Below are 24,503 nucleotides of genomic sequence, written 5' to 3'. Positions count from 1 at the left end.
CGTTCACTTGGATGCGTCATTGACTGGTTCCATGCTCTGCTTAGCGAGAGCAATGGCCTCTTGGAGAACCGCATGCTCGCCGATGTGGTTGGCCAGGATCAGGACCAGGCGGCTGTTGAGCGCAGCGCTGTCCTCATCCGACAATCCCCGATGCGCCTCGATCAGCGCACGATAGGTACGATCCGGATCGGCCAAGCGGCTCTCGGTGGCGAGCACTTTCATACATGGTCTCCCTCAAACCCTCGCAGTCGACGCGAGGCGCTCTCAAGCAGCGAGGGCGTCCCATGACGCCAGCGCGCCGCAAGGTGCTGATCGGGGCGCACGAGATAGGTGCTCCCGGGACTTGCATCGAACCGTTGAGCGAAGACGCCGTGCGCGTCGATGAGATCGTCTCCGAGAACGATAACGCGGGAGCCTTGCTGCGGCGGAGTGCCGTTCGGCACCTGCAGGATCGTCTCCTCGCCGCCAATCGCATCAAGCAACCAGATCGGTTGCCCTTTGCGGTCGCGCATGGGAGCGTCGGGAACAGGGGCGCCGAGGCGCGCGGAGCCGGACCAGGTGTCCACGTCCGGGGTCGAGAGAGGCGTGTCGTAGGTGGACGGCATCGACAGCCTGCCTGAATTCACCATGCGCTTTGCAAAGGGCGTGTGTCGCGCAAGTGTAAGGGCCGCATTTCGGAAGCGAAGTTCCTGGGCTGAGCGCGGTGCGATGAAATCCGTCGAGCGGGTCGAGTGACCGATATTCTCATCGGCCGCAGCGGAGCGTTCGAGATCGTAGGACTCGATCAGCCGCTCCGGCGCCTCACCCTTGATGATAAGAGCAAGCTTCCACGCCAGATTGTCCGCATCCTGAATGCCGGAATTCGCGCCGCGCGCGCCGAAGGGCGAGACCTGATGGGCTGCGTCCCCGACGAACACTACATGGCCATGCACGAAGCGCTCCAGGCGACGGCACTGGAAGGTGTAAACCGAGACCCACTCGAGCGAGAAGTCGTCGTGGCCCAGCATCTGCCTGAGGCGCGGCATCACACGCTCGGGCGTCTGCTCGGCCTTCACGTCCGCATCGCGCCCGAGTTGCAGGTCGATGCGCCAGACATCGTCCGGCTGCTTGTGCAAGAGAGCGGAGTGACCCTCATGGAACGGCGGATCGAACCAGAACCAGCGCTCCGGCGGGAACTCGCCCTTCATCTTCACGTCGGCGATGAGGAACCGATCCTCGAACACCTCGCCCCGGAAGGCGAGGCCGAGCATGCCGCGCAAGGCCGAGCGCGCCCCGTCGGCGGCCACAACCCACTCGGCATCGAGATCGTAGAGACCTTCGGGCGTCTCGACCGTGAGCGTGGCGCCGTCGTTGCGGCGGTTCAGATTGACCACCTTGTTGCGCCAGCGGATCTCGAGGTTCGGGAGTGCTGCAGCTCGCTCCACAAGGGCGTGTTCCAGATAATATTGCTGGAGATTGATGAAGGCCGGCATCTTGTGCCCGTCCTCGGGCAGAAGATCGAAGGCGTAGAGCAGGTCGTTGCGCTGAAAGACCTTGCCGACCTTCCAGGTGACGCCTTTCTCAAGGCAGGGATCGGCAACACCGAGACGGTCGAGGATCTCGAGCGTGCGCTCGGCGTAGCAGATGCCGCGCGACCCTTCGCCGATCCGGTCCGCATCGTCGAGGAGCACCACCGGAATGCCGCGCTGCGCGAGGTCGATGGCGGAGCACAGCCCGACAGGCCCCGCGCCGACGACGACAACGGGATGCCGGGCGGCAGAGGGGCGGTCCTGATCGGCGCAGCGGCGGTAGCCGTATTGATAGAGGGCTTTGCGGGTGTTCATCACGCCTCTCAATTCTCCTCCCCGTCTGACCGTCAGCCCTGAAGGGCCGCCCACATCTCGCGGTCGCGCTCGGCCGTCCAGATCACCGGATGGTCGATGCCCGAGGCTTCGTCGAAGGCGCGCGAGACATTGAACGGAAGGCAGTGCTCGTAGATGGCGAAGTCCCCGAATTTCGGGTCCATCGCCTCGCGTGTCGCCGCAAAGGTCTCCTTCAGCGAGCGCCCGCGCGCCACCGACAGTTCGGCCGTCCCATAAAGGCTGGTGACGAAGTCGCGGGTCATGGCCGCTGCCTCGCGCACCTGCTGGCTGCCGCGCAGGGCATCGCCGCGGCCGGGCGCGATGGCCTGCGGTTGGAAGTCCAGAATGGCATCGAGCGTCAGCGGCCATTCGCGTAAGTGAGCATCGCCGCAATAGCAGGCCGAGCGATATTCCACGAGATCGCCGGTGAACATCACCTCCGCGTCCGGCACCCAGGCGATGATGTCGCCTGCCGTGTGGCCGGCGCCGAGATGGAACAGCTTCACCTCGCGTTTGCCCAGAAACACCGACATGCCGCTCTCGAAAGTGAGGGTGGGCCAGGTGAGGCCCTCCGGAATGCTGCTCTCGCCCTTGAACAGGCGCGGGAAACGGCCGATCTCGGACGCCTTGTCCTGCTCGCCGCGCTCGACGATGAGGTCATACGTGGCATTCGAGGCGATGATGCCCTGCGCATTGTACGCCGATGCGCCGAGAACGCGCACTGCGTGGTAATGGGACAGAACCACATACTTGATCGGCTTGTCGGTCACGGACCGCACGCGGGTGATCACATCCTCGGCCATCATCGGAGTGGCCTGAGCGTCGATCACCATGCAGCCGTCGTCACCGACGATCACACCGGTATTGGGATCGCCCTCGGCGGTATAGGCGTAAAGATCCGGCCCTATCTCGGTGAAGGACACTTTCTTGTCAGACATGTCTCCCGTCGAGGCGAAAGCCTTTTCGGTCATGGCGTTATTCCTACCGATAATGTGTTCTTACCGATCTCGCCCAGTCGTGTGCAAGGTCGCGAAGAAACAAGCGCTTATTACCAATAGGTTAATCGCGATCCTACAAGCGTCAAGGAAAACGAATACAGGAGATCCTTAGCGCGGGCTAAAGCGTAGCGGCGCTGTAATTGTGAATAGCTGCTGTGGCACAGAATCTGGCGGAGATGGCAGGGACGAGCCGGGCCGTGCCGTCGCTAGCGCTGCTTGATCCAGCAACGGATTGCCAGTGCTGCGCACCAGAGAAACGCTAAGAACTTGCCCTGAGCGGTCCAGTGTGAAGCGTATCTCTGCAGTCCCGACTATTCCTCGGCTCTCTGCCGATGAAGGATAACGTAAACGACTCTTCACCGCAGCATAGAGAGTTGCTCTGTAACGATTGAGCGCAGTCGGATCGGCCGAGGCCGCGGCGCCTCCCATGTTCTCACGCGAAGAGGACGCCTGTCCTTGACGTGCCTCAGAGGGCTGCTGCTGCTGCTGGGCGACAGTCCGGCGTGCAGGAGGTTTCCGCTCCACGGGCTTAGGCGGTGGCGGCTTTTTCTCGGGCTTCGGCGGAGGTGGCTGCTCAGCAGGCTTTGCGACAACAACCTCGGGTGGGGGAATAGCCACGACAGGCTCAGGCTCCACCGCCATCTCCGCTTCGGCCGGGGGCACTTCCGTCGTGTCTTGCGGTTCAGGGAGTTCCGCTACTTCCACAGGCTGCTCAGCCGTCACTTCTTCGGGCGACAGAGGCTCGATGGTTTCCGGTTGCAGCGGCACCGGTTCCGGTTCGACTGGAGGCGCTGCAACTGCGGCCATCTCCGCAGGTGCGACGGACACTGCTTCTTCCATGGCAGGAGCAAGATCAACGGTGATCTCCTGCTCACCCGGGGTGTTATCTACGCTGGATCGCCAGAACGTCAGCGCTCCCAGAGCAGCCCCATGCAGGGCAAGCGCCGTGATGAAGGCGATTCCGAGCCGGCTTGGCTCCTGCGTCGAACGGATGCTTTGTGCGAACATCGAGCTTGGTTCAGGTCCTACCTGGCCGGCATTCCGCCCGGCGCCTGGGCGATGAGCGAGACCTTGCTGAAGCCGGCTGCACTGACTTGCCCCATGATCTCGACAATGCGTCCATAGGGAACAGACCTGTCTCCGCGGACCAGCACAACCTGCGCTGGATCGGCACTCGCAAGCGCCTTGAGCTTGGGCATCATTCCATCCGGCGTGAGTGGCTCCCTATCGAGAAACGGCTGACCCTGCTCGTTGATGCTGATGACAACAGGCGCCTTCGGTTGCGACACCTTCGCCGCTGCCGTTTTCGGCAGGTTGACCGGCACGCCGACGGTCATCAGAGGGGCGGCCACCATGAAGATGATGAGCAGCACGAGCATGACGTCCACAAGCGGCGTGACGTTGATCTCGGACAGAGGCGCAACGCCGAATTCGTCGTCCGGCTCGCCGGCGCGGAGGGGTCCTATGCCCATTATTCGGCAGCCTCTGCGCGCAGATGAGGCTTGCGGTCGCGCGCGAGCCTGTCGCCGAGCGATGTGATGCCTGCCGCAAAGGATTGCTGGAGGCGTCCGAGATCCGTCGTGAGCTTGTTGTAGGCGATCACCGCCGGAATGGCGGCCACAAGGCCGATGGCTGTGGCAAACAGGGCCTCGGCAATACCAGGAGCCACCACCGAGAGGCTGGTGTCCTGGCTTGCTGCGATGGCGGAGAACGAATTCATGATGCCCCAGACTGTGCCGAACAGGCCGATGAAGGGCGCGGCCGATCCTGTAGTGGCCAGAAACGGCAACCCTACCTGAAGCTGCCGCATGTCGGCCGACAGGGCAGCGCGCATGGCCCGCTCAATCCGCTCCCGACGCTCTGCGCGACTCTCCGACGGGTCCTGATCACGCCAGGCTTCTTGACCGGCGGCGACGATCCGCCCCGTCGTCCCAGCCAATTTCTGGTGAAGTTTGTCAGCCGAACGCACAGCCATTTCGAAGGCGCGCGCCTGGCGACGGACGCTCTTGAAACGCAGGAGCTTTTCGACAACAATCGTCCAGCACCCGAGCGATGCCAGCACGAGCAGGATCATGACGCCTTTGACGATGGGGTCGGCCTGCAGGAACAATCCAACGAAGGAGAGATCGTGCGGAGTGGCGGGTACGATGTCGTTCATCACAGCGATCTCATTTCGTGAACGAAACAGTGTCGATCTTGGAGGATGTTTCGAGGGCGGACAGACACTCCTCCCGTGAATTCGCAACGCCTTCGCAGGTCATGACATCTTTGAGGAGAACGCGTCCGAACCGGGAGCAGCTCAAGCTAGGAAAATCGAACAGCTTGATGAGGGTCTTGCGGCCCGGCACCGGGCCAACTTCAACAGCCAGCCTCTTGGCCGCGACACCCTCCATATCAAGGGCGAAAAGATCGAGCTTCAGAGAGCGCCAGCTGTCGCCCTTCTGATTGTCGATCAGGAAATAGGTTCGGCAGTTCTCGCCAGCAGCCTCGATCTTGTTCAGCTCGATCCGCAGAGGCGAGGGCGAGGCACGATCCTGAGCCAGAGCCGCTCCGCTGAAGGGAAGAAGCAGGGCGAGGCATGCCCAGATTCCTGCTTTCGAATAGCCGGGCTCGTTCCACGTGCTTGTTCCCATGAACTCTTCCTTCCTCGTTCGTGTGGACGAGTGCGCGAATGCGCGGTCGCACGGATGCGAGATCGAACGCTGGCGCCTCCGTGGTCCGCCGGTCGGGCGCATGCCTGAGATCGGCGGGAACGTCCCGTGAGGCGATGAGAGGAATATCTGGGAGAAGCTATTCAGATCAAGGGGTTAGACGAAAGTCAGAGGCGTTCTAAAACAGGTGCTACGATGTTGAGAACGGGAGCGATTTCGCTTCCTTAAAAAGTCTTCAAAGTAAAATTTTCTGTTTTCAGCTGCGCGGGAGCTTGCCGGGTTCCCTCAGAAACACCCCAACAGTGTTTCACAAAAATACCGTTTTGGAAAATGACAAGGGATCGACATGGGGCTTGCATCGAGGAGTTTCAGCGTGGGTTTCAATGGTCACGAAAAGCCATTTCCAACTTGGTATCCCTATGCTCTGATCGGCGGGATCGCTGCCCTTGCAACGGCGTTTTATGTGTTGGGCTGATGTGGCTCGAGTCAGGGCGAGAGTCAGGCCAGCGCCTGCGCCGGGAATCCTTGATCTCATTCATGTCCGAGGATGAAGGCGTGGGCTTCAGGAAGCCCTGACACTGCATCCCAAAGCGAAGCGAGGCAGTACATCCGTGCCCCGTTCACTTTTGGGAGAGTGTTGATCCTCATGTGGATCAGCCCGGGCATGATCGCCGGAAGATGGTTAACACATCGTTAAACGATGCTTCCTTTTGGTAAGGATCCACTTATGTCGCAGCCTGTCGGCTGCTCATGGAAGCGGTCAGCCCTCCGCTACATGACGGCGCCCACTTGCCAGGGAACGAACTCGAGGTCGCCATAGCCCAGCTCCTCGGATTTCGTGGGCTCTCCGGAAGCGACCTTCAACAGGGTCTCGAAGATTTCCTGTCCCTTCTCTTCAAGAGAGACACCGTCGAGGATATCGCCGCAATTGATGTCCATGTCGTCGATCATGCGGCGGTAGATATCCGAGTTGGTGGCGAGCTTGAGGGATGGTGCAGGCTTGCACCCGAACGCGGAGCCGCGCCCCGTGGTAAAGGCGATCAGGTTTGCCCCGCCGGCCACCTGACCCGTGGCGGCGACAGGATCGTAGCCGGGTGTGTCCATGTAGACGAAGCCGCGATCCTTCACCAGTTCGGCATATTCGTACACGGCCCGAAGTGTGGAGCGTCCGCCCTTGGCGGCTGCCCCCAGGGACTTCTCGAGAATCGTCGTGAGGCCGCCGGCCTTGTTGCCGGGTGACGGGTTGTTGTTCATCTCGCCGCCATTGCGCTCCGTGTAGGCCTCCCACCACTTGATCCGCGCCACGAGCTTTTCGCCGACCTCTCGGGTTGCGGCGCGGCGGGTGAGCAGATGCTCCGCGCCGTAGATTTCCGGCGTCTCGGACAGAATGGACGTCCCGCCGTGCCGCACGAGCAGATCGGACGCGACGCCCAGGGCCGGATTGGCGGTCAGGGCGGAATAGCCGTCCGACCCACCACATTGAAGGGCTAAGACCAGCTCCGATGCCGGACGGGTCTCCCGCTGCGCCTTCGCAACGACAGGGAGCATGCTCTTCACGGCATCGACGATGGCCTGCACGGTCTTTCGCGTGCCGCCTGTCTCCTGGATCGTCAGGGTGCGGAACGTGTCCGTCTCCGAGAGTCCGTATTCCTGTTTCATGCGCCCGATCTGGAACACCTCGCAGCCGAGACCGACCATGATCACGCCGGCGAAGTTGGGATGGCTGGCATAGCCCCACTGCGTGCGGCGCAGGATCTCGAACCCTTCGCCATAGGCCGCATGGCCGCAGCCTGTGCCATGGACGATGGCCACTATGCCGTCGATGCCTGGATAGTCGCGCAGGATTCCGGAGCGCTCCACTTCGGCAGCCGCGAAGCGGGCGACCGAGGCCGAGCAGTTCACGGAGGTGAGAATGCCGATGTAATTGCGGGTGCCTGTCCTGCCGGAGGCGCGCCGGTATCCCTGGAAGGTCGCCTGCAGTTCCGGCGGCAGCAGGCTGTCGTCTCCTGCCTCGGCGCAGAAGGCATAGTCCCGCTCGAAATCGTGCAGGCCGACATTGTGTTCATGCACCCACTCGCCCGGCGCGATATGGATTTTGGCAAAGCCGATGATCTGGCCGAACTTGCGGATGGGCTCTCCCTCGCGGATCGGCTCCACGGCCATCTTGTGGCCGCGCAGGATGCGCTCCCGCGCGGTCAGGCCTGCGGCGTCAGAGCCCTGGTTCACGAGGTCGATGGCGATGGCCACGTTGTCGTCGGGGGAAAGGCGGATGGTACGGGAGGTGCTCATGATAATAGCTTTGCAAAATCAGAGGTAGCCGAGTTCCTTCAGGAACTGCGGCAGCCAGAGGACGGTTTCAGGGACGAATGTGATGAGGAGAAGAACGATGAACAAGGGCACCAGCCACGGTGCGCATGCCTTCATGCACTCCTCGAAGGAGATCCTGGCTACCCTGGTGAGCACGTAGAGAACCATGCCGACAGGGGGCGTCAGGAGGCCGATCATCAGGTTCAGCACCATGATGATACCGAAGTGAACGGGATCGATCCCGAGCTTGATGGCCACCGGCAGCAGCACCGGCGTGAGAATCGTGATGGCCGCGATGGTCTCCATGAAGCAGCCGACAACCACCAGGAACACGTTGACGAGGATCAGGAAGGTGATGGGATCGGCCGCGAAGGTGATGATCCACTCGCCCAGCGCGTCGGTGGTGCGGGTGGTGGTCAGCACCCAGCCGAAGATCGAGGCTCCCGCGACGATGAAGAGAACCACGGCCGTCGTCTCGATCGTGTCCATCGTCACGCGGATGAACTGGCGCAGGCTCAGAACCGAATAGCGGGGTCGCTGGCCGCGGGCGCTCAGCACCAGATTGAAGCTGCCGTGGATCACCGTCGAGAGGAGCAGCGCATAGGCGCAGGCGAAGACGGCCGCTTCCGTCGGCGTGAACAGACCGAAGCTCATGCCGCCGATGATTATGGCCGGTGTCAGGAGCGGCAGAAAGGCATTCAGGAAGGAGCGCCCGAGACGCCCAAGCTCGAAGCGCGCATCCCGCCCGATGCCGTAATGATGGGCATAGAGGGCCACCGTGGCCGACATGAAGAACGCCATGATCAGGCCAGGCAGGATGCCAGCCACGAAGAGCGCGTTGATTGAGGCATTGGCGACGACGCCGTAGATGACCAGCGGCAGGGACGGCGGGATGATCGGCCCGATGGTCGAGGAGGCGGCGGTGAGGCCCACGGCGAACTTCGTGTCGTAACCATGGTCGCGCATTGCCTTGATCTCGATGGTCCCGATGCCGCCTGCATCGGCCACCGCGGTTCCGGACATTCCGGCGAAGATGACGGAGCCTGCGACATTCACGTGGCCCAGGCCGCCTCGCAGCCAGCCCACCGCCGCGACGGCGAAATCGTAGATCTGCTTGGTGATGCCGGCGGAGTTCATCAGGTTGCCGGCCATGATGAAGAAGGGCACTGCCAGGAGCGGAAAGGAATCGACCCCGTTCACCATCCGGTGGATCACGGTGATCACCGGGGTGGTGACTTCGCCCGTCAGGTTTCCGACGAGCAGGAACAGGAGCGAGGAACCTGCCAGCGCCACGGCAATCGGCACGCCGATGACGATCATGACGAGGAGCGCGACAAGCATCAGGGTGATGAGCATGTGAATCTCCGCCGTCAGTCGAGAGCCAAGCCGTGAGGGGCATCGGCCTCACGGCCGCGAAGGCGCCGCAGAAAGCGTAAGCTCGCATGCACGGTCACCCCGGCCAGGGCTGCGGAAACTGCCCAATAGATGTAGCTTTTCGGGATATCGATGGACACCATGTAGCCTGGGGCGAGCGCACCGAGCCGATAGGCGTACCAAGCCATCGCGCCGCAGAAGAGGGCCACGAGCCCGTCAACCGCCACGAGGGTCCAGTGTCTGGCTCCGCGCGGAAGATAGATCAGCAGGGCTTCGACGGCGATGTGCGAGCCCTTGCGCATGGCCGTCACCGAGCCCACGAAGGTGATCAGGATCAGAAAGTACCGTGCGATCTCCTCCGTCCATCCCAGCGAGTTGTTCAGCACATATCGCGTGAAGAACTGCAGGAAGACGATTCCGAACAGGATCCAGAAGATCGCGAAGACCAGCGCGTCCGACCAGCGCAGATCGGAGAGGTCCACATGCGATTCCTCCTCCTGCCATTGCTCGAACAGCTCATCCACCTCCTGGTGAATATCCTCCGGCGGCGCCGAGGCGCTTCTCGGGTCGACAAGGGTAGGAGTCTGGCTGTTCTGCATCGCGGGCATGGGCGGGCTTTTCTCACTGGATCGGAAAGGGCCCTCTCCGGAATGGGAGAGGGCCGAGGAGCGTCGATTCAGTTCGTGGTTGCCTTGATGGCCTGCAGACGGTCGTAGACTGCCTTATCCCAGGTGGCGTCCGGTCCCATGTGCATCTTGACCACTGCTTCGCGGAACGGCGCGCGATCCACCGCCGCCACGTTCTTGCCTTGGCCTTTGAACCACTCGACCAGTTCCTTCTCCATCTTGGCGATGTCGTCGGTGCACTTGTCGGCCGCCTCCTGGAGGATCGCTGTCAGGGCCTTCTGCTCGTCCGCCGACATGCGCTTCATCGTGCCGCCGGACACGATGGTGAGAAGAGCGTCGGTGATGTGTCCGGTCAGCACGATGTTCTTCTGAACCTCGTGGAACTTCTTGGCCTGGATGGTGACGAGCGGGTTCTCCTGCGCGTCGACCACGCCCTGCGAGAGCGCCAGATACACCTCGGCGAAGGCGATCGGCGTCGGGTTGGCGCCGACGGCTCTAGGGAACATGGTATAGAGCGGCGCATCGGGCACGCGGATCTTCAGCCCCTTCATGTCCTCGGGCTTGGCGATGTCCTTGTTCGCCGTCACATGACGCTCGCCGTAATAGGTGAGGCTCACGACCCGGTGGCCGGTCTTCTTCTCGTATCCGTCACCGAGCTCCTTGAAGAGATCGGACTTGCGGAAGGCATTCCAGTGGCCGAAGTCGCGGAACATGTAGGGGGCGCCGCCGATGGCGACCGGGCCATGGGCGCGGCCGGCGAAGAGCTGGCCGGTATAGATGATGTCCACCGTGCCGAGGGACAGTCCCTCGTTGATGTCGCTTTCCTTGCCAAGCGACGAGGCCGGGAAGACCTCGATCGTGTACTTGCCGTTGGTCCGCTTCTTGAGCTCCTCCCCGGCCCAGAGGGCCCATTTGTGATAGGGCTCGGACGTCTCGTAGACATGGGCCCATTTGAGCTTGGTCTGGGCGCTGGCCGGCAGGGCGGGCAGGGTGACGGCTGCGGCGGCGATCAGGCTGAAGGCTAGGCGGCGGGTCAAAGATGGCATAGGCGTTCCTCTGAAAAGTAGCCCGGCTCTTCGTCCGGTTGATGGTGGTCGGCGGGCCGATGACCCGTCCAGGACATCCGACAAGCTGTTGGCATTTGCCCGTCGGCTGAACTAACATGTTAGGCATATGGACGCGTTCGACAAGCAAAAATGCTACGAATTCCTTACGCCCCTGCCGCGGGGGCCTCGGGGGAATACGACCGAGCAGGTCGAACGCGCGCTCCGGTCGGCCATCGTCGTCCTCGATTTCCAGCCCGGGGAGTTCATCGACAAGGGGGCGGTCTGCCTTGCCCTCGGCGTGTCCCGGTTCCCGGTCTCTGAGGCGCTCGCGCGCCTCGCCACGGAGGGGCTGGTGGAGATCCTGCCCCAGCGCGGCACCCGTGCCGCGCGCATCCGCCTGCCGGAGATCAGGGAATCGATGCTGATCCGCCAGGCTCTCGAGTGCATGGTGGCGGAACAGGCGGCCGAGCATCTGCCGAAGCCCGATCTGGAGGCCCTTCGCCGGAACCTGCAGGCCCAGCAGGAGGCCGTCGAACGGGGGGATCGTCCCGGCTTCTATGCTCTGGACCTCGTTTTTCATACGATCCTGGTCGAAGGGCTGAACCTGCCGCGCATGGCAGCCGTGATCGATGCCTCCCGGGCCAATATCGACCGGGTGCGCCGGCTCCTCTCGTCGCCCCGCCGCCATACCGTGACCCTGGCCGAGCATCGCGAGATCTTCCACGCACTCGAAACCCGTGACCCTCAGGCGGCGCACAGGGCCATGGCGGCCCATCTCCAGGCGGTCATGGAAGAGCTGGGGCGCTTCTCGACCGAACACGCGGACGTCTTCGTGCATACCTGAGGGCGAGCCCGGCATCCCCATCGCTGCACCTATGGCCGGATGGCGATTCATTCCTAGTTTTCTCCCCAGGAGAACAAAGAACCATGACGACTGACGCGCCCCTGTCCCTTCACGTGCCGGAGCCGGCCGTTCGTCCGGGAGGAACCCCGGATTTCTCGAATGTCAAAATACCCAAAGCGGGAGCCGTCCCCAGGCCCAACATCGATGTCGATCCGGAATCCGTCCGGGATCTCGCCTTCTCGATCATCCGCGTTCTGAACCGGAACGGCGAGGCGGTCGGTCCATGGGCTGGCCTGCTCAGCGACGAGGAACTGGTCGAGGGCATGCGTCACATGATGACGCTGCGCACCTTCGACGCGCGAATGCTCATTGCCCAGCGCCAGGGCAAGACATCCTTCTACATGCAACATCTCGGCGAGGAGGCGATCAGCTGCGCGTTCCGCAGGGCGCTCTCGCCGGGCGACATGAATTTCCCGACCTACCGCCAGGCTGGCCTCCTGATCGCGGACGGCTATCCTATGGTCGACATGATGTGCCAGATCTATTCCAACGCGCGCGATCCGCTCAAAGGACGCCAGCTGCCCGTCATGTACAGCTCCAAGGAGCACGGCTTCTTCACGATCTCCGGAAACCTCGCGACGCAGTACATCCAAGCCGTCGGCTGGGCAATGGCCTCGGCGATCCGCAACGATACCAAGATTGCCGCAGCATGGATCGGCGACGGCTCGACGGCCGAGTCGGATTTCCACGCGGCGCTCGTCTTCGCCTCTACCTACAAGGCGCCGGTGGTCCTCAACATCGTCAACAACCAATGGGCGATCTCGACCTTCCAGGGCATTGCGCGCGGCGGCTCGGGCACCTTTGCGGCGAGAGGCCTGGGCTTCGGCATCCCGTCGCTCAGGGTGGACGGCAACGACTATCTCGCCGTCTATGCCGTGGCCAAATGGGCTATCGAGCGGGCCCGTCGCAATCTCGGGCCGACGCTCGTCGAGTACGTGACCTACCGGGCTGGCGCGCATTCTACGTCCGACGATCCGTCGGCCTACCGGCCGAAGACCGAATCCGACGCCTGGCCTCTCGGCGATCCGATCATCCGCCTGAAGAACCATCTCATCGTGCGAGGCGTCTGGTCCGAGGAGCGGCACAAGCAGGCCGAGGCCGAGATTCTCGACACCGTGATCGCCGCCCAGAAGGAGGCGGAGAGCTACGGCACGCTGCATGCCGGCGGCAAGCCATCCGCACGCGACATGTTCGACGGCGTCTATGCCGAGATGCCGCCTCATCTGCGGCGGCAGCGTCAGCAGGCGGGGGTTTGATCCATGGCACGCATGACGATGATCGAAGCCATCCGCGATGCGATGGATGTGATGATGGCGCGCGACGAACGCGTCGTGGTGTTCGGTGAGGATGTGGGCTATTTCGGCGGCGTCTTCCGCTGCACGGCGGGCCTGCAGCAGAAATACGGCAAGACCCGGTGTTTCGATGCCCCGATCAACGAGGCCGGCATCGTGGGCGCGGCCATCGGAATGGCGGCCTACGGGCTGCACCCCTGCATCGAGATCCAGTTCGCCGATTACATGTATCCGGCCTATGACCAGATCGTGTCGGAGGCGGCGCGTCTGCGCTACCGCTCGAACGGCGAGTTCACTTGTCCGCTCGTGGTCCGTATGCCGACGGGCGGCGGGATCTTCGGAGGCCAGACCCACAGCCAGAGTCCCGAAGCCCTGTTCACCCACGTATCCGGATTGAAAACCGTCGTGCCGTCAAACCCATACGATGCCAAAGGCCTCCTGATCGCAGCCATCGAAGATCCCGACCCGGTGATCTTCCTGGAGCCGAAGCGTCTCTATAACGGCCCCTTCGACGGTCACCACGACCGCCCGATCACGCCCTGGTCGAAGCACGATCTCGGCGAGGTGCCGAACGGCCATTATACGCTTCCGCTCGGCAAGGCATCCATCGTGCGCGAGGGAGCGGCCGTCACGGTGCTGGCCTACGGCACGATGGTGTATGTCGCGCAGGCGGCTGCGGCGGAAACGGGCGTCGATGCGGAGATCATCGACCTGCGCACCCTGCTTCCCCTCGACATGGAGACTATCGTGGCATCGGTGAAGAAGACGGGCCGCTGCGTCGTCGTCCATGAGGCGACGCTCACCTCCGGCTTCGGGGCGGAGCTTGCATCCCTCGTCCAGGAGGCCTGCTTCTTCCAGCTCGAGGCGCCGATTGCCCGCGTGACGGGATGGGACACGCCTTACCCGCATGCGCAGGAATGGGACTACTTCCCAGGACCGGCCCGGGTCGGGCGCGCGCTCGTCGAAACGTTGGAGGCCTGACATGGGTGAGCACCTGATCAAGATGCCGGATGTCGGCGAGGGCATCGCCGAAGCCGAACTCGTGGAGTGGCACGTGAAGGTCGGCGATCTCGTGCGCGAGGATGCCCTGCTCGCGGCCGTAATGACCGACAAGGCCACGGTGGAGATTCCCTCTCCCGTCGATGGCGAGGTTCTATGGCTGGGCGCGGACATCGGCGACGTGGTGGCGATCGGATCGCCCCTGATCCGCCTGAAGACAGGCGACGAGGAGGGTGCTGCCTCCGCGCGTGATACCGACAAGGCGCCTGAAGCGCCGGCCCGGCCGAAGGAGATCGAAGCTCAGGCCGATGGTGCAGTGAAAACTTCGGATGCCATCGTCGAGAAGCAGGCGAAGGAGGCTCCCCAGCCTCGTCCAGTCGAGGCGCCGCAGAGCCCGCCCGTACGGATGCACCGCCCGTCCGCCCGGCGGATGGAAGGCGACAAGCCGATTGCCTCCCCGGCCGTGCGACTGAGAGCCCGCGAAGCGGGCATCGATCTGAGGCAGGTTCCGGGCAGCGGTCCGGCCGGGCGGATCACGCACGAGGATCTGGATGCCTTTCTCGCGCATGGGCCGCAGGCTGCCGGAGCAGAGGGGCTTTCTCAGGATACATCTGTCCAGGCCATTAAGGTGATCGGCTTGCGCCGCAAGATTGCGGAGAAGATGGCGCTTGCGAAGTCGCGCATCCCCCACATCACCTATGTGGAGGAAGTGGACGTGACGGCACTCGAGGATCTGCGGGCGTCCCTGAATGCGAGCAAGCGCGCAGAGCGGCCGAAACTGACGATCCTTCCGTTCCTCATGCGCGCCATGGTCAAGGCCATCGCCGAGAAGCCGAACCTGAACGCGATCTACGACGACGAGGCGGGCGTCGTTCACCAGCATGGCGGCGTTCATATCGGCATCGCCACGCAGACCGGGTCGGGCCTCATGGTGCCGGTCGTCAGGCACGCGGAGGCGCGGGACCTGTGGGATTGCGCCACGGAGCTGAATCGTCTCGCCGAGGCCGCCAAGGCGGGGCTTGCCACCCGCGAGGAACTGAGCGGCTCGACCATTACCATTACGTCGCTCGGCGCGATGGGCGGCATCGTGACGACGCCTGTCATCAATCATCCGGAGGTTGCCATCGTGGGCGTCAACAAGATCATGGTGCGGCCGGTCTGGGACGGCTCCACCTTCATCCCGCGCAAGATGATGAATCTCTCCTCCAGCTTCGATCACCGCATCGTCGACGGCTGGGACGCGGCGGTCTTCGTGCAGCGCATCAAGACGCTGCTGGAGACGCCCGCCATGATCTTCGTAGAGGCTTGACGTTATGAAGGATATCTCCTGCAAGCTCCTCGTCATCGGAGCCGGTCCGGGTGGCTATGTCTGCGCCATCCGCGCCGGGCAGCTCGGCATCGACACGGTCATCGTGGAAGAAAGAAAGCCAGGCGGCACCTGCCTCAATGTGGGGTGCATTCCCTCCAAGGCGCTCATCCATGCGGCCGAGGAATACGACCGGATCGCTCATCTCGCATCGGGCGCGAACCCGCTCGGGATCAGGACCACACAGCCCGAGATCGACCTGTCCCAGACCATCGCCTGGAAGGACACCATCGTGGGCCGCCTGAACAGCGGCGTGTCGGGCCTCCTCAAGAAGTCCAAGGTCAAGATGGTGCAGGGACGGGCGCACTTTCGCGACGGCAAGACCGTCGAGGTGGAGACCGAGACCGGCCGGCAGATCATCCGCGCCGAAAGCGTCGTGATCGCCACCGGGTCGGCGCCCGTCGAACTCCCCGGCCTGCCCTTCGGCGGAGCCGTGATCTCCTCGACCGAGGCGCTCTCGCTCACATCGGTGCCGGACCGGCTGGTGGTGGTCGGCGGCGGGTATATCGGCCTCGAACTCGGCACGGCCTTTGCCAAGATGGGCGCGAAGGTCACCGTCGTCGAGGCGCAGGCGCGCATCCTGCCGCAATACGATGCGGAACTCACCCGTCCTGTGTCCAAGCGGCTGCAGGCGCTGGGCATCGAGGTCATGACGCGCGCAAAAGCCAAGGGTTTGGCCAAAGGCGGCAGCGCTCTTCTGGTGGAAACCGAGAACGGATCCGAAGTGTCGCTTCCGGCCGACAGGATCCTCGTCACGGTGGGCCGGCGGCCGGTCACGCAGGGGTGGGGCAGGGAGGAACTCGTCCTCGACATGGACGGACCCTTCATCCGGATCGACGAGCGGTGCCGGACCTCCATGCGCGGCATCTATGCCATCGGCGACGTGACGGGCGAGCCGATGCTGGCCCACCGGGCCATGTCGCAGGGCGAGATGGTGGCCGAGATCGTCGCGGGCCATCAGCGGGTGTGGGACAAGCGGGCCATCCCGGCCGTGTGCTTCACCGATCCGGAGATCGTCGCGGTCGGCATGACGCCCGACGAAGCGCATAAGATCGGCAGCGAGGTGCGTATCGGCCAGTTTCCCTTCGCGGCCAACGGGCGCGCCATGACGAAGCTCGGCGAGGAGGGCTTCGTGCGCGTGGTGGCGCGGGCGGACAACCATCTGGTGCTCGGCATCCAAGCGGTCGGGCAGGGCGTGTCCGAACTCTCCGCTGCCTTCGGTCTTGCCGTTGAGATGGGAGCGCGCCTCGAGGACATCGCCGGCACCATCCATGCACATCCCACGCAGGGAGAGGCATTCCAGGAGAGCGCGCTGAAATCGCTCGGACGCGAGCTCCACATCTGATCTGCCGTCCGCTCCGTCTAGTCGGGAGGCGACACCCTATAGGCTTCCACATCGCCCTTGCCCTTGATCGGCACGGGCCCGAGGGGAGCGGCGTCGATCCGCGTGCGCACCCGCTCCCAGGCGGCGGCGCTGAGATTGATGCCGCTCTGTCTCCCATATCCGGCGAGCCGTGCGGCAACGTTCACTGTGTCACCCCAGATGTCGAAGCTGAACTTCTGCCGCCCGACGACTCCGGCCACGACCGGGCCCACATGGATGCCGACGCGCACATCCCACGGCAGCGGCAGGATGCGGGCGGAGGCGATGGTCGCCATGGCGCAGGCGATGCTGGCCATCACCGGATCCGGATTGTCCAGGAGCAGGCCGGCCGTGGCGAGAAACCCGTCGCCGACCGTCTTGATCTTCTCGAGGCCGTGCTGCGAGGCGATATCCTCGAAGGTCGAGGCGTAGACGTGAAGGTTCGCGACGATCACCTCCGGCGCGAGGAGGTCGCAATAGGCCGTGAACCCCACGATGTCGGCGAAGAACACCACTACGTCGTCATGACGGCGGGGTGTGACGGTTTGAAACTGCTCCAGTTCGTCCACGGCCTGCGAGGGCAGAATCGCATGGAGGAGAGCCTCGGCCCGCCGCCGCTGGCGGTCGATCTCGGCCAGATAGCTGAGCTCCTGGTCATGCAGCCTCTTCTTCTCGAGGCAGGCTCCCACGCGTGCCCGCAGCAGCGCTGGGTTGAAGGGCTTTGGCAGGTAGTCCTCGGCTCCGAGCTCGATGCAGCGGACCACGCTCTCGAACTCCGACAGGGCGGAGATCATCAGAACCGGAATGTCGCGCGTGGATGGATCCGTCTTGAGGTGCCTCAGGACCTCGTAGCCGTTGATCTCGGGCATCATAATGTCGAGAAGGACGAGGTCAAAGCGCTCCCGGGCGATGCGGTCGAGCGCCTCGCGCCCGTTCTCGGCCGTGGTCAGATCCATCCACCCCTCCCGCTGCAGCCTGCGCGTCAGCGTGTAGCGGTTGTCCTCGTTGTCATCCACCACGAGGATGCGCACCCCGGCATCGGTCATGGAGCGCCCCGCGTCCGGATCAGGGCATCGATCTTCTCAAGAAGCCTTTCGAAATCGATGGGTTTCGCATCGTAGTCGTCGCAGCCGGCGTCCAGCGCCTTTTCCCGGTCTCCCGGCATCGTGTGCGCGGAGAGAGCCAGAATGGGAACGTCCTTCGTCTCCGGCATCTGCTTCAGCTGCCGGGCCGCAGTCCAGCCGTCGAGAGCCGGCAGGCTGAGATCCATCAGGATCAGGTCTGGCTTCTCCCGGCGCGCCATGTCGATTCCTTGAGCGCCGTCCGACGCGATGCTGACCGTGAAGCCATGCCGGGTCAGGCGTTGGGTCAGCATGTAGACATTGTCCTCGTTGTCCTCGACATAAAGAATTCTGGTCATGCCCGCTCCTGGTGCTCCGGCCGGCTGAGCCGCAGGCAATCGGCGATCACGTCCCGCAAGGTGGCGATCACCTCGTCCCGGCCGCCGAGCTTCTTGCGCAGGATCTTTCGGATGCCCCCGCTCAAGCGGCGCTGGGCCTCCTCGTCCACATCGGCGGCCGTCAGCACGACCAGGGGAAGATGCCGCGTCTCCTCCTTGCGATGGATCTCATCGACGAACGCGAAGCCGTCCATCTCCGGCATCATCAGGTCGAGCAGGACGATGTCGGGGCGGACGAGCGGAAGCCGCTCCAGGGCAACCCGCCCGTTCTCTGCCTCGGCCACTTCCCATCCATCCTCGCGCAGAATCCGGGCGAGCCATCCCCGGGTGTGTGCGTCGTCCTCCACCACCAGAACCCGCGAGTTCGCCGGGCTGGTGCGGCAGGCGGCAAGAGCCTTCAGGAGGCACTCGCGGTTGACGGGTTTCGTCAGATAGGCGGCGGCTCCCAGGGCATAGGCCTGGTTCTCCTCGTCGACGATGGTGACCATGATGACGGGAATGTCCTGCAACTCGGGATCGCGCTTCAGCTGCTGGAGGGCGCTCCAGCCGTCGAGGCCGGGCATCAGCACGTCCAGGGTGATCACCGTCGGGTGGATCCTGCGGGCGATCTCGATTCCCTCCTGGCCGCTTTCCGCCGTCACCACGTCGAAACCCTCGCGGGTCAGGATCTGGCGCAGGATCTCCCGCGATGTCAGCTCGTCGTCGATGATCAGCGCGCGCTGCCCGCGTCCGAGCGGCTGCGGACCCGCCAAGGGGTTTCCGGCGCTGGGACGCCTCCTGGGCCGGCCGGCGACCCCGCCTGCCGGCAGGGATACGGAAAACGTGCTTCCGACCCCAACGGTGCTTTCTACCGTGATGTCCCCGCCCATGAGACGGCAGAGCCGGCGGCTGATGGCAAGGCCGAGCCCCGTGCCGCCGAACTTGCGCGTCGTCGTGTTGTCGGCCTGGCTGAATTCCTGGAAGAGCCTGTCCCGCTGTTCGGCCGTCATGCCGATGCCCGTGTCGTGGACGGAGATCGCAATCCTGTCGCCTTCCCGATCCGTGATCCGGGAAGCCCTCAGCGTGACGGTTCCTCCTTGGGTGAATTTGCAGGCATTGCTCAGCAGATTGAGCAGAACCTGCCGCAGGCGCACGGGATCGGTCTGCATCCGGCCGATGTCCGGAGCAATCTCGACCCTGATCGAGTTGCCGTTGCGCTTTGCGAGAGGCTCCGCCGTCATGGCAGCATCCCGGAGCAAGAGCTGGAGATCGACCTCCTCCGGATGGAGTTCCAGCTTGCCGGCCTCGATCTTGGCGAGGTCGAGAATTTCATTGATCAGGGCGAGCAGATGGGTGCCCGCGTGACGGATCCTGTCCAGGGGCTCGACCAGAGGCCTGTCGCCCGTCTCCTCAGCCTCCTCCTTGAGCATCTCGGTAATGCCGATGATCGCATTCAGCGGCGTCCTCAACTCGTGGCTCATATTGGTGAGAAACTGGCTCTTGGCCCGCGTGGCAGCCATGGCCTCGTCGCGAGCCAGTTCGAGTTGCGCGGCATGGTGCTTGATTTCCGTGATGTCGGTATAGACCGCGACGGTGCCGCCTCCCGCGATCCGGCGTTCGCACACTTGGATCCAGCGGTTACCCTGGCGCTGCTGGATCTCGGCCGCGACCGGGTTTCTGTGCCGCGCCAGCCTTTCGGCCACCCAGGCATCCACCCGCCCTTTCGCCTCGAGGATAAGGCCGCGCTCCGCCGCACGCCGGATCACCGTTTCGAATGGCGTTCCGGGCTCCATGGGGGCATCGGATCCAGGGTAGAGGAGTTCTTCGTAGCGGCTGTTGCACAGGATGAGCCGATCGTTGGCGTCGTACAGAGCAAAGCCCTCGTTGATGCTCTCGATGGCGTCGATCAGCCGTTGCCGGGCATCGGCCACCTCGCGCAGGTTCTTTTCCTCGACCTCGATGGCCGTGTCTCGGAAGACCGCGAGAGCCTTTGCCATCTGGCCGATCTCATCTCCGCCGTCCTTGGGCAGAGGAGCGCGCAGGTTACCGCCGGCGATCGCCAGCATGCTGTTGCTCAGGCTTTGCAGCCGCGCGACGAGGTTGCGGTCGACATAGAACCAGACGATCAGCAGGGAGCTCAGCAGGCTGAGGGACACCACGGTCAGCAGGATGCTCCGGCCGACGCGCTGTGCCGTCATGGCCTCCGTGCTGGCTGCGCGGATGTCGTTCCGGGCCGCCGCGATGAGCCCGTCGACCGCTTGTGTCAGTTGTGCGGAAAGACCGGCATTCTCCACAAGAAGCCGTTCAGCATCCTCCACGAGGATGAGCTCCGTTCTCCGTGCGGACAGGATGCTGTCCTGTCCATCGGTCAAACGAGCAAAATCGGAGATACGCTGATCGAATCGGGATCGCAGACGTTGGTCCGCCAGTTCGGAGGCGATTTGGCGCAAGGCTGCCAGGGAGCGGTTGAGAGGAAAGCTCATTACGGAGATATCGGCAGGCTTCTCGGCAAGCGACGCCTTGAGCAGGCCGTCACTGATCGAAGCGAATTCGAGCTGCGCCTTCTGCATGAGAAGATTCTCAGCAATCTCCTGGACAATCACCGAAGGAGGTTGCGGAAATCCGGCCGTTGTCTGCTCGCCGCGGTCTAGGCGGCGTGAGGCTGCAAACTTTGCGTCCAGAACCACCAGGGCAGGGGCGATCAGGCGCTGCGCGGCGACCGTTGCGTTCGTAAGGCGCTGGACGAGCGCATCCTTCTGTGCACCCACTGCGAGACGCCCCGCTACCAGTCCGGCAAGCGCTGTGAGGTTGCGCCGCAATCCCGCGACGGCAGGCTCCATGGCAGCGACGGCCGCGGGATCACCCTCGCTCCGGATCCGGGCCAGCAGGTCTTCAAGACGTTCCACCTCTGTCGAAATGGCAGCGGAGATCTCCCTGTACTGTGCCTGTGAGCGGGCCGTGAGAAGCGTCGGCGCCGCAGCAACGGTACGTTCTGCCTGTCGTGACAGGTCGAGAGCGGTAAGGGCGAAGGGTACGCGCTGTTCCGTGATCCGCTCGATCACGGCAGCCATCTGGCGGAAGGCATAGGTTCCCGTAGCCGCAGCCAGCACGGCGAAAGCGCTGATGCCGAGAAATGCAAGAAGCAGACGCCAGCGGACACTCAGGTGAAAAGGCATGCCGTCAGGGGCAGAGCCCCTTCCTCATTCCAGAGGTACATATCGACCACTCCGCCAGATGAACCATTCGAAGCCGGGTTGCCGCACGTCTCCCCTGGCATCAAAGCTGATGCGCCCGAGAATGGTCTCGAACGCGTGCGACCGAAGCGCGCTCACCACGGCTTGTGGCTGGATGGAGCCCGCTTTCGTGACCGCCTGGGCCCAGGCCTGAACGGCACCGTAGCTGTAGAGCGTGTAGCCCTCGGGCTCGAATCCCTGGCGTCGGAATCGCTCAACGAGAGAGGCTGCGCCGGGATTTCGGCGCGGGTCTCGAAAAGACGTGAATACGGTTCCTTCGCCGGCCTCATCGGCAACCTGGATGAAGGCTTCGCTCGCGATGCTGTCGCCGGATACCAGCTGCAGGTCATAGCCCTGTTCACGGGCATTGCGGATCAGGATGGCGGCTTCCCGGTAATATCCGCCGAAATAGGCAATCCGGATTCCGGCGGACTGCAACTTTGCAATCAGGGGAGAGTAGTCGCTCAGACCCGGATCAAGGGTGTCATACAGCGCTTCCAAAGCGCCGCGATTGCGCAGGTGGCGCTGGGTTTCCTTGGTGATCCCATCCCCATAGATCGAGCCGTCGCTGAGGATGGCGATCTTTGAATCCTGCCCTCGCGACGCGAGATAGGCGGCGGCTATCTCGCCCTGCTGGTCGTCTCGTCCACAGATGCGGAAAACATTCGCGCGCCCCTCTTCCGTCAATCTTGGATTCGTCGAGGCCGGGGTCATCTGGATGATGCCGGCTCGCTCGTAAACACCGGCTGCTGGAATGGAGGCGCCCGAGCACTGGTGCCCGACCACGAACGCTACCTGCTCGGCCACGAGCTTGTGAGCCGCCGCGATGGCCTGGCCGCTGTCGCAGGCATCGTCGACGGAGATGAGACGCAACGGCTGTCCGAGCACGCCGCCGGCAGCGTTGATGTCGACGATGGCCATCTCAACGCCCTGCTGCTGCTGCTCGCCCTGATAGGCATTGGGACCGGTGAGGGCTCCTGCCATGCCGATGAGGATTTCAGCCCCGGCCGAGCCAACCTTCGCCACGGCGAAGACGATCGCCGCTGTGAGACGCAACAGGTTTCGGTCCATGGCGAGCCTCCCGCCATCAGCTGCATCGACGTCCTCGGAGCGCACACACGTCGCAGAGCAGTGCTGTCGTTATAACGAGCCCGGTTTGTTTTGCCGGTCATGCGCAAAAGAGCCGGTGCTCTGCTGCAAGGCAAAACAAGTCGTCCGCCGCAAGTGATCGCTTGCGCTCCGCATCGCATCCTAAACGATAGGACAGCCATGGTCGATTCTTGAATGGTGTCGGCGGATGCCGCGCCTGGGCAATAAGGGAATACACCATTGGGAGTGCAGTCGAGGTCGATTCAGCGAAACACATTGCAGAAAGCCGCTGCACGGATCGCGATGGAAACTCCGCTGGTGCCGGTCCGATCTAAGCCCATGTCGGCAATGCCGGCCATTCGGCCGGGACGTTGACATTGTTACAGGCGACGGCAATGGATGAGGCGATGCCGCTCTTCCGACAGCTCCCTATCCAGCCAACCGAGACCCATCCCATGAGCCGTGCCTTGAACCTCATCCATCTCGCGGATCTGCCGCCCGCCATCGCAAAGCCGGGCTATGAGCGCGCGCAGTTGCAAGCCGGCATCCTCCACATCGGCGTCGGCAATTTTCATCGTGCGCACCAGGCCGTGTACCTGGATGATCTCTTCAATGCGGGACGGGATCGCGACTGGGCCCTGATCGGCGCGGGCATCCGCCCTAACGACAAGGCAATGCGGCAGGCGCTCGAGTCTCAGGACTGGCTCACCACTGTGGTGGAACTCGAGCCCGGCGCCAACCATGCGCGGGTGACCGGCGCGATGGTCGACTTCGTGCCCGTGGAAGACGACGGCCGCGCGATCATCGCGGCGCTCGACGATCCGGCCCTGCGGATTCTGTCCCTCACCGTCACGGAGGGAGGCTACTGCATCGATCCGGCCACGGGCGCCTTCAATCCCAAGCATCCGGACATCCTTCACGATGCCGCTCACCTGCACGCGCCCAGAAGCGTGTTCGGCGTGATCCTTGCCGCGCTCAAGCGCCGGCGGGATGCGGAGCTTGCGCCCTTCACGGTGATGTCGTGCGACAACCTTCCCCATAACGGACGCGTCGCCCAGGAGGCCGTCGCCGGGCTGGCCAGCCGGATCGATCCTGCCCTTGCAGCCTATGTGCGCGAGCAGGTGGCCTTTCCCAACAGCATGGTCGATCGCATCACGCCGGCAACCACGGACAGGGAGCGCGCCGCCCTGACGGAGCGCTTCGGCATTCGGGACAACTGGCCCGTCTTCTGCGAGCCGTTTCGTCAGTGGGTGCTGGAGGATCATTTTCCCGCCGGCCGGCCGGCGCTCGAGGAGGTCGGTGTCACCTTCACGCCCCATGTGGCGGCGTACGAACTGATGAAGCTGCGCATCCTCAATGGCGGCCATGCGGCCATTGCCTACCCGGCCGGGCTCCTGGGCATTCACTTCGTCCATGAGGCCATGCAGGATCCGCTGGTGCGCGGCTTCCTCGATAAGCTTGAGGCGGAGGAGATCATCCCCTGCGTGCCGCCTGTGCCGGGGGTCGATCTCCAGGACTACTACCGGCTGATCGCCCGCCGCTTCAGCAATCCCGATGTCGGCGACACCATTCCGCGCCTCGCCCAGGACGGCTCCAACCGGCAGCCCAAGTTCATCCTGCCCTCGACCCGTGACCGGCTGAAGGCTGGCGGCGACGTCCCAGGACTCGCCCTCGTTTCGGCCCTGTGGTGCCGCTCCTGCGTGGGCCTGGACGATCAGGGCCGGCCCGTTGCTCTCGACGACCCGAATGCCGGCCGCCTGCAACCGGCCGCATTGGCCGCACGGGAAGATGCCTCTGCGTTCCTGAACCTGACCGACATCTTCGGCGACCTCTCCGGGAACCCAGTCTTCCGCTCCCGGTTCGAGGCGGCGCTGAGCGGGCTCTGGCGCGAGGGCACCCGTGCAACCCTGCAGGCCTATCTCGGTGGTGGGCTCTGATCCATCGGGAGCAACCTGCTTCCAGTCTATCAGGAAGCT

Annotated in this window: 21 protein-coding genes; 6 read left to right on the top strand and 15 right to left on the bottom strand. The window is 63.7% G+C overall.

Annotated features, from left to right (window positions below):
• Window positions 1-3: 3 nt before the first annotated feature.
• The 11 genes from JQC81_RS00700 to JQC81_RS00650 form a co-directional block, all read right to left on the bottom strand.
• The gene (locus JQC81_RS00700; protein WP_203269793.1) at window positions 4-222 is read right to left on the bottom strand and encodes a DUF2783 domain-containing protein; all 219 of its coding nucleotides are present in this window, start codon (window positions 220-222) and stop codon (window positions 4-6) included.
• On the bottom strand, window positions 219-1,823 hold the full coding sequence (locus tag JQC81_RS00695) for an FAD-dependent oxidoreductase (protein WP_203269792.1): 1,605 nt from the start codon (window positions 1,821-1,823) through the stop codon (window positions 219-221). Before JQC81_RS00695 ends, JQC81_RS00700 begins: the two co-directional genes overlap by 4 nt.
• Before the next feature lie 32 nt (window positions 1,824-1,855).
• Entirely contained in the window at window positions 1,856-2,812 is a 957-nt protein-coding gene (locus tag JQC81_RS00690; RefSeq protein ID WP_203269791.1) for an MBL fold metallo-hydrolase, read from the bottom strand.
• A 135-nt stretch (window positions 2,813-2,947) separates the two neighbouring features.
• Complete coding sequence (gene tolA / locus JQC81_RS33735) at window positions 2,948-3,847, bottom strand: cell envelope integrity protein TolA (RefSeq protein ID WP_203269790.1); 900 nt, start codon at window positions 3,845-3,847, stop codon at window positions 2,948-2,950.
• A 17-nt stretch (window positions 3,848-3,864) separates the two neighbouring features.
• A complete protein-coding gene (gene tolR, locus JQC81_RS00680; protein ID WP_203269789.1) occupies window positions 3,865-4,311 on the bottom strand; it encodes a protein TolR in 447 nt (148 codons plus the stop codon).
• Window positions 4,311-4,997 carry a MotA/TolQ/ExbB proton channel family protein gene (locus tag JQC81_RS00675; protein WP_203269788.1) on the bottom strand — a complete coding sequence of 229 codons (687 nt, stop codon included), beginning with the start codon at window positions 4,995-4,997 and terminating at the stop codon, window positions 4,311-4,313. The genes tolR and JQC81_RS00675 overlap by 1 nt, the downstream gene beginning before the upstream one ends.
• 10 nt (window positions 4,998-5,007) lie before the next feature.
• Window positions 5,008-5,472 carry a Tat pathway signal protein gene (locus JQC81_RS00670; protein WP_203269787.1) on the bottom strand — a complete coding sequence of 155 codons (465 nt, stop codon included), beginning with the start codon at window positions 5,470-5,472 and terminating at the stop codon, window positions 5,008-5,010.
• Between the two features lie 789 nt (window positions 5,473-6,261).
• Window positions 6,262-7,779: a D-arabinonate dehydratase gene (locus JQC81_RS00665; protein ID WP_203269786.1), complete on the bottom strand. Its 1,518-nt coding sequence runs from the start codon at window positions 7,777-7,779 to the stop codon at window positions 6,262-6,264.
• 18 nt (window positions 7,780-7,797) lie between these two features.
• Window positions 7,798-9,147 carry a TRAP transporter large permease gene (locus JQC81_RS00660; protein ID WP_203269876.1) on the bottom strand — a complete coding sequence of 450 codons (1,350 nt, stop codon included), beginning with the start codon at window positions 9,145-9,147 and terminating at the stop codon, window positions 7,798-7,800.
• Between the two features lie 20 nt (window positions 9,148-9,167).
• Entirely contained in the window at window positions 9,168-9,779 is a 612-nt protein-coding gene (locus JQC81_RS00655) for a TRAP transporter small permease (protein WP_203269785.1), read from the bottom strand.
• Window positions 9,780-9,847: 68 nt separating this feature from the next.
• On the bottom strand, window positions 9,848-10,834 hold the full coding sequence (locus tag JQC81_RS00650) for a sialic acid TRAP transporter substrate-binding protein SiaP (protein ID WP_203269875.1): 987 nt from the start codon (window positions 10,832-10,834) through the stop codon (window positions 9,848-9,850).
• Window positions 10,835-10,970: 136 nt separating this feature from the next.
• Here JQC81_RS00650 and JQC81_RS00645 point away from each other — a divergent pair, with 136 nt between their 5' ends.
• The 5 genes from JQC81_RS00645 to lpdA all read left to right on the top strand — a co-directional run bounded on the left by JQC81_RS00645 (window position 10,971) and on the right by lpdA (window position 16,749).
• Window positions 10,971-11,687, top strand: a complete 717-nt coding sequence (locus JQC81_RS00645; RefSeq protein WP_203269784.1) for a GntR family transcriptional regulator — start codon at window positions 10,971-10,973, stop codon at window positions 11,685-11,687.
• An 83-nt stretch (window positions 11,688-11,770) separates the two neighbouring features.
• A complete protein-coding gene (locus tag JQC81_RS00640) occupies window positions 11,771-13,003 on the top strand; it encodes a 3-methyl-2-oxobutanoate dehydrogenase (2-methylpropanoyl-transferring) subunit alpha (protein ID WP_203269783.1) in 1,233 nt (410 codons plus the stop codon).
• A gap of 3 nt (window positions 13,004-13,006) precedes the next feature.
• On the top strand, window positions 13,007-14,020 hold the full coding sequence (locus JQC81_RS00635; RefSeq protein WP_203269782.1) for an alpha-ketoacid dehydrogenase subunit beta: 1,014 nt from the start codon (window positions 13,007-13,009) through the stop codon (window positions 14,018-14,020).
• A 1-nt stretch (window position 14,021) separates the two neighbouring features.
• Complete coding sequence (locus JQC81_RS00630) at window positions 14,022-15,347, top strand: dihydrolipoamide acetyltransferase family protein (RefSeq protein WP_203269781.1); 1,326 nt, start codon at window positions 14,022-14,024, stop codon at window positions 15,345-15,347.
• Window positions 15,348-15,351: 4 nt separating this feature from the next.
• Complete coding sequence (gene lpdA / locus JQC81_RS00625; RefSeq protein ID WP_203269780.1) at window positions 15,352-16,749, top strand: dihydrolipoyl dehydrogenase; 1,398 nt, start codon at window positions 15,352-15,354, stop codon at window positions 16,747-16,749.
• A gap of 17 nt (window positions 16,750-16,766) precedes the next feature.
• Here the strand turns inward: lpdA and JQC81_RS00620 are convergent, their stop codons facing one another.
• The 4 genes from JQC81_RS00620 to JQC81_RS00605 are packed head-to-tail and all read right to left on the bottom strand — an operon-like array spanning window position 16,767 to window position 22,509.
• Complete coding sequence (locus JQC81_RS00620) at window positions 16,767-17,813, bottom strand: adenylate/guanylate cyclase domain-containing protein (RefSeq protein WP_203269779.1); 1,047 nt, start codon at window positions 17,811-17,813, stop codon at window positions 16,767-16,769.
• A complete protein-coding gene (locus JQC81_RS00615) occupies window positions 17,810-18,187 on the bottom strand; it encodes a response regulator (protein WP_203269778.1) in 378 nt (125 codons plus the stop codon). Before JQC81_RS00615 ends, JQC81_RS00620 begins: the two co-directional genes overlap by 4 nt.
• Window positions 18,184-21,381: a response regulator gene (locus tag JQC81_RS00610; protein ID WP_203269777.1), complete on the bottom strand. Its 3,198-nt coding sequence runs from the start codon at window positions 21,379-21,381 to the stop codon at window positions 18,184-18,186. Before JQC81_RS00610 ends, JQC81_RS00615 begins: the two co-directional genes overlap by 4 nt.
• A gap of 24 nt (window positions 21,382-21,405) precedes the next feature.
• Window positions 21,406-22,509: a branched-chain amino acid ABC transporter substrate-binding protein gene (locus JQC81_RS00605; protein WP_203269776.1), complete on the bottom strand. Its 1,104-nt coding sequence runs from the start codon at window positions 22,507-22,509 to the stop codon at window positions 21,406-21,408.
• 473 nt (window positions 22,510-22,982) lie between these two features.
• Between JQC81_RS00605 and JQC81_RS00600 the strand changes: the two genes are divergently transcribed.
• Window positions 22,983-24,464 (top strand): mannitol dehydrogenase family protein, encoded by a 1,482-nt coding sequence (locus JQC81_RS00600; RefSeq protein ID WP_203269775.1) that lies wholly within the window; start codon window positions 22,983-22,985, stop codon window positions 24,462-24,464.
• Window positions 24,465-24,503: the final 39 nt, after the last annotated feature.

The organism is Microvirga arabica (assembly GCF_016811235.1).
Classification (GTDB): domain Bacteria; phylum Pseudomonadota; class Alphaproteobacteria; order Rhizobiales; family Beijerinckiaceae; genus Microvirga; species Microvirga arabica.
Note: the sequence above shows the minus strand (reverse complement) of the source record. Positions and strands in the feature narration are given on the sequence as shown.

Bases quoted from the DNA above. Each gene is read 5' to 3' on its own strand.
- JQC81_RS00700 (WP_203269793.1), bottom strand. From the start codon at position 222: ATGAAAGTGCTCGCCACCGAGAGCCGCTTGGCCGATCCGGATCGTACC.
- JQC81_RS00695 (WP_203269792.1), bottom strand. From the start codon at position 1,823: ATGAACACCCGCAAAGCCCTCTATCAATACGGCTACCGCCGCTGCGCC.
- JQC81_RS00690 (WP_203269791.1), bottom strand. From the start codon at position 2,812: ATGACCGAAAAGGCTTTCGCCTCGACGGGAGACATGTCTGACAAGAAA.
- tolA (WP_203269790.1), bottom strand. From the start codon at position 3,847: ATGTTCGCACAAAGCATCCGTTCGACGCAGGAGCCAAGCCGGCTCGGA.
- tolR (WP_203269789.1), bottom strand. From the start codon at position 4,311: ATGGGCATAGGACCCCTCCGCGCCGGCGAGCCGGACGACGAATTCGGC.
- JQC81_RS00675 (WP_203269788.1), bottom strand. From the start codon at position 4,997: ATGAACGACATCGTACCCGCCACTCCGCACGATCTCTCCTTCGTTGGA.
- JQC81_RS00670 (WP_203269787.1), bottom strand. From the start codon at position 5,472: ATGGGAACAAGCACGTGGAACGAGCCCGGCTATTCGAAAGCAGGAATC.
- JQC81_RS00665 (WP_203269786.1), bottom strand. From the start codon at position 7,779: ATGAGCACCTCCCGTACCATCCGCCTTTCCCCCGACGACAACGTGGCC.
- JQC81_RS00655 (WP_203269785.1), bottom strand. From the start codon at position 9,779: ATGCCCGCGATGCAGAACAGCCAGACTCCTACCCTTGTCGACCCGAGA.
- JQC81_RS00645 (WP_203269784.1), top strand. From the start codon at position 10,971: ATGGACGCGTTCGACAAGCAAAAATGCTACGAATTCCTTACGCCCCTG.
- JQC81_RS00640 (WP_203269783.1), top strand. From the start codon at position 11,771: ATGACGACTGACGCGCCCCTGTCCCTTCACGTGCCGGAGCCGGCCGTT.
- JQC81_RS00635 (WP_203269782.1), top strand. From the start codon at position 13,007: ATGGCACGCATGACGATGATCGAAGCCATCCGCGATGCGATGGATGTG.
- JQC81_RS00630 (WP_203269781.1), top strand. From the start codon at position 14,022: ATGGGTGAGCACCTGATCAAGATGCCGGATGTCGGCGAGGGCATCGCC.
- lpdA (WP_203269780.1), top strand. From the start codon at position 15,352: ATGAAGGATATCTCCTGCAAGCTCCTCGTCATCGGAGCCGGTCCGGGT.
- JQC81_RS00620 (WP_203269779.1), bottom strand. From the start codon at position 17,813: ATGACCGATGCCGGGGTGCGCATCCTCGTGGTGGATGACAACGAGGAC.
- JQC81_RS00615 (WP_203269778.1), bottom strand. From the start codon at position 18,187: ATGACCAGAATTCTTTATGTCGAGGACAACGAGGACAATGTCTACATG.
- JQC81_RS00610 (WP_203269777.1), bottom strand. From the start codon at position 21,381: ATGCCTTTTCACCTGAGTGTCCGCTGGCGTCTGCTTCTTGCATTTCTC.
- JQC81_RS00605 (WP_203269776.1), bottom strand. From the start codon at position 22,509: ATGGACCGAAACCTGTTGCGTCTCACAGCGGCGATCGTCTTCGCCGTG.
- JQC81_RS00600 (WP_203269775.1), top strand. From the start codon at position 22,983: ATGAGCCGTGCCTTGAACCTCATCCATCTCGCGGATCTGCCGCCCGCC.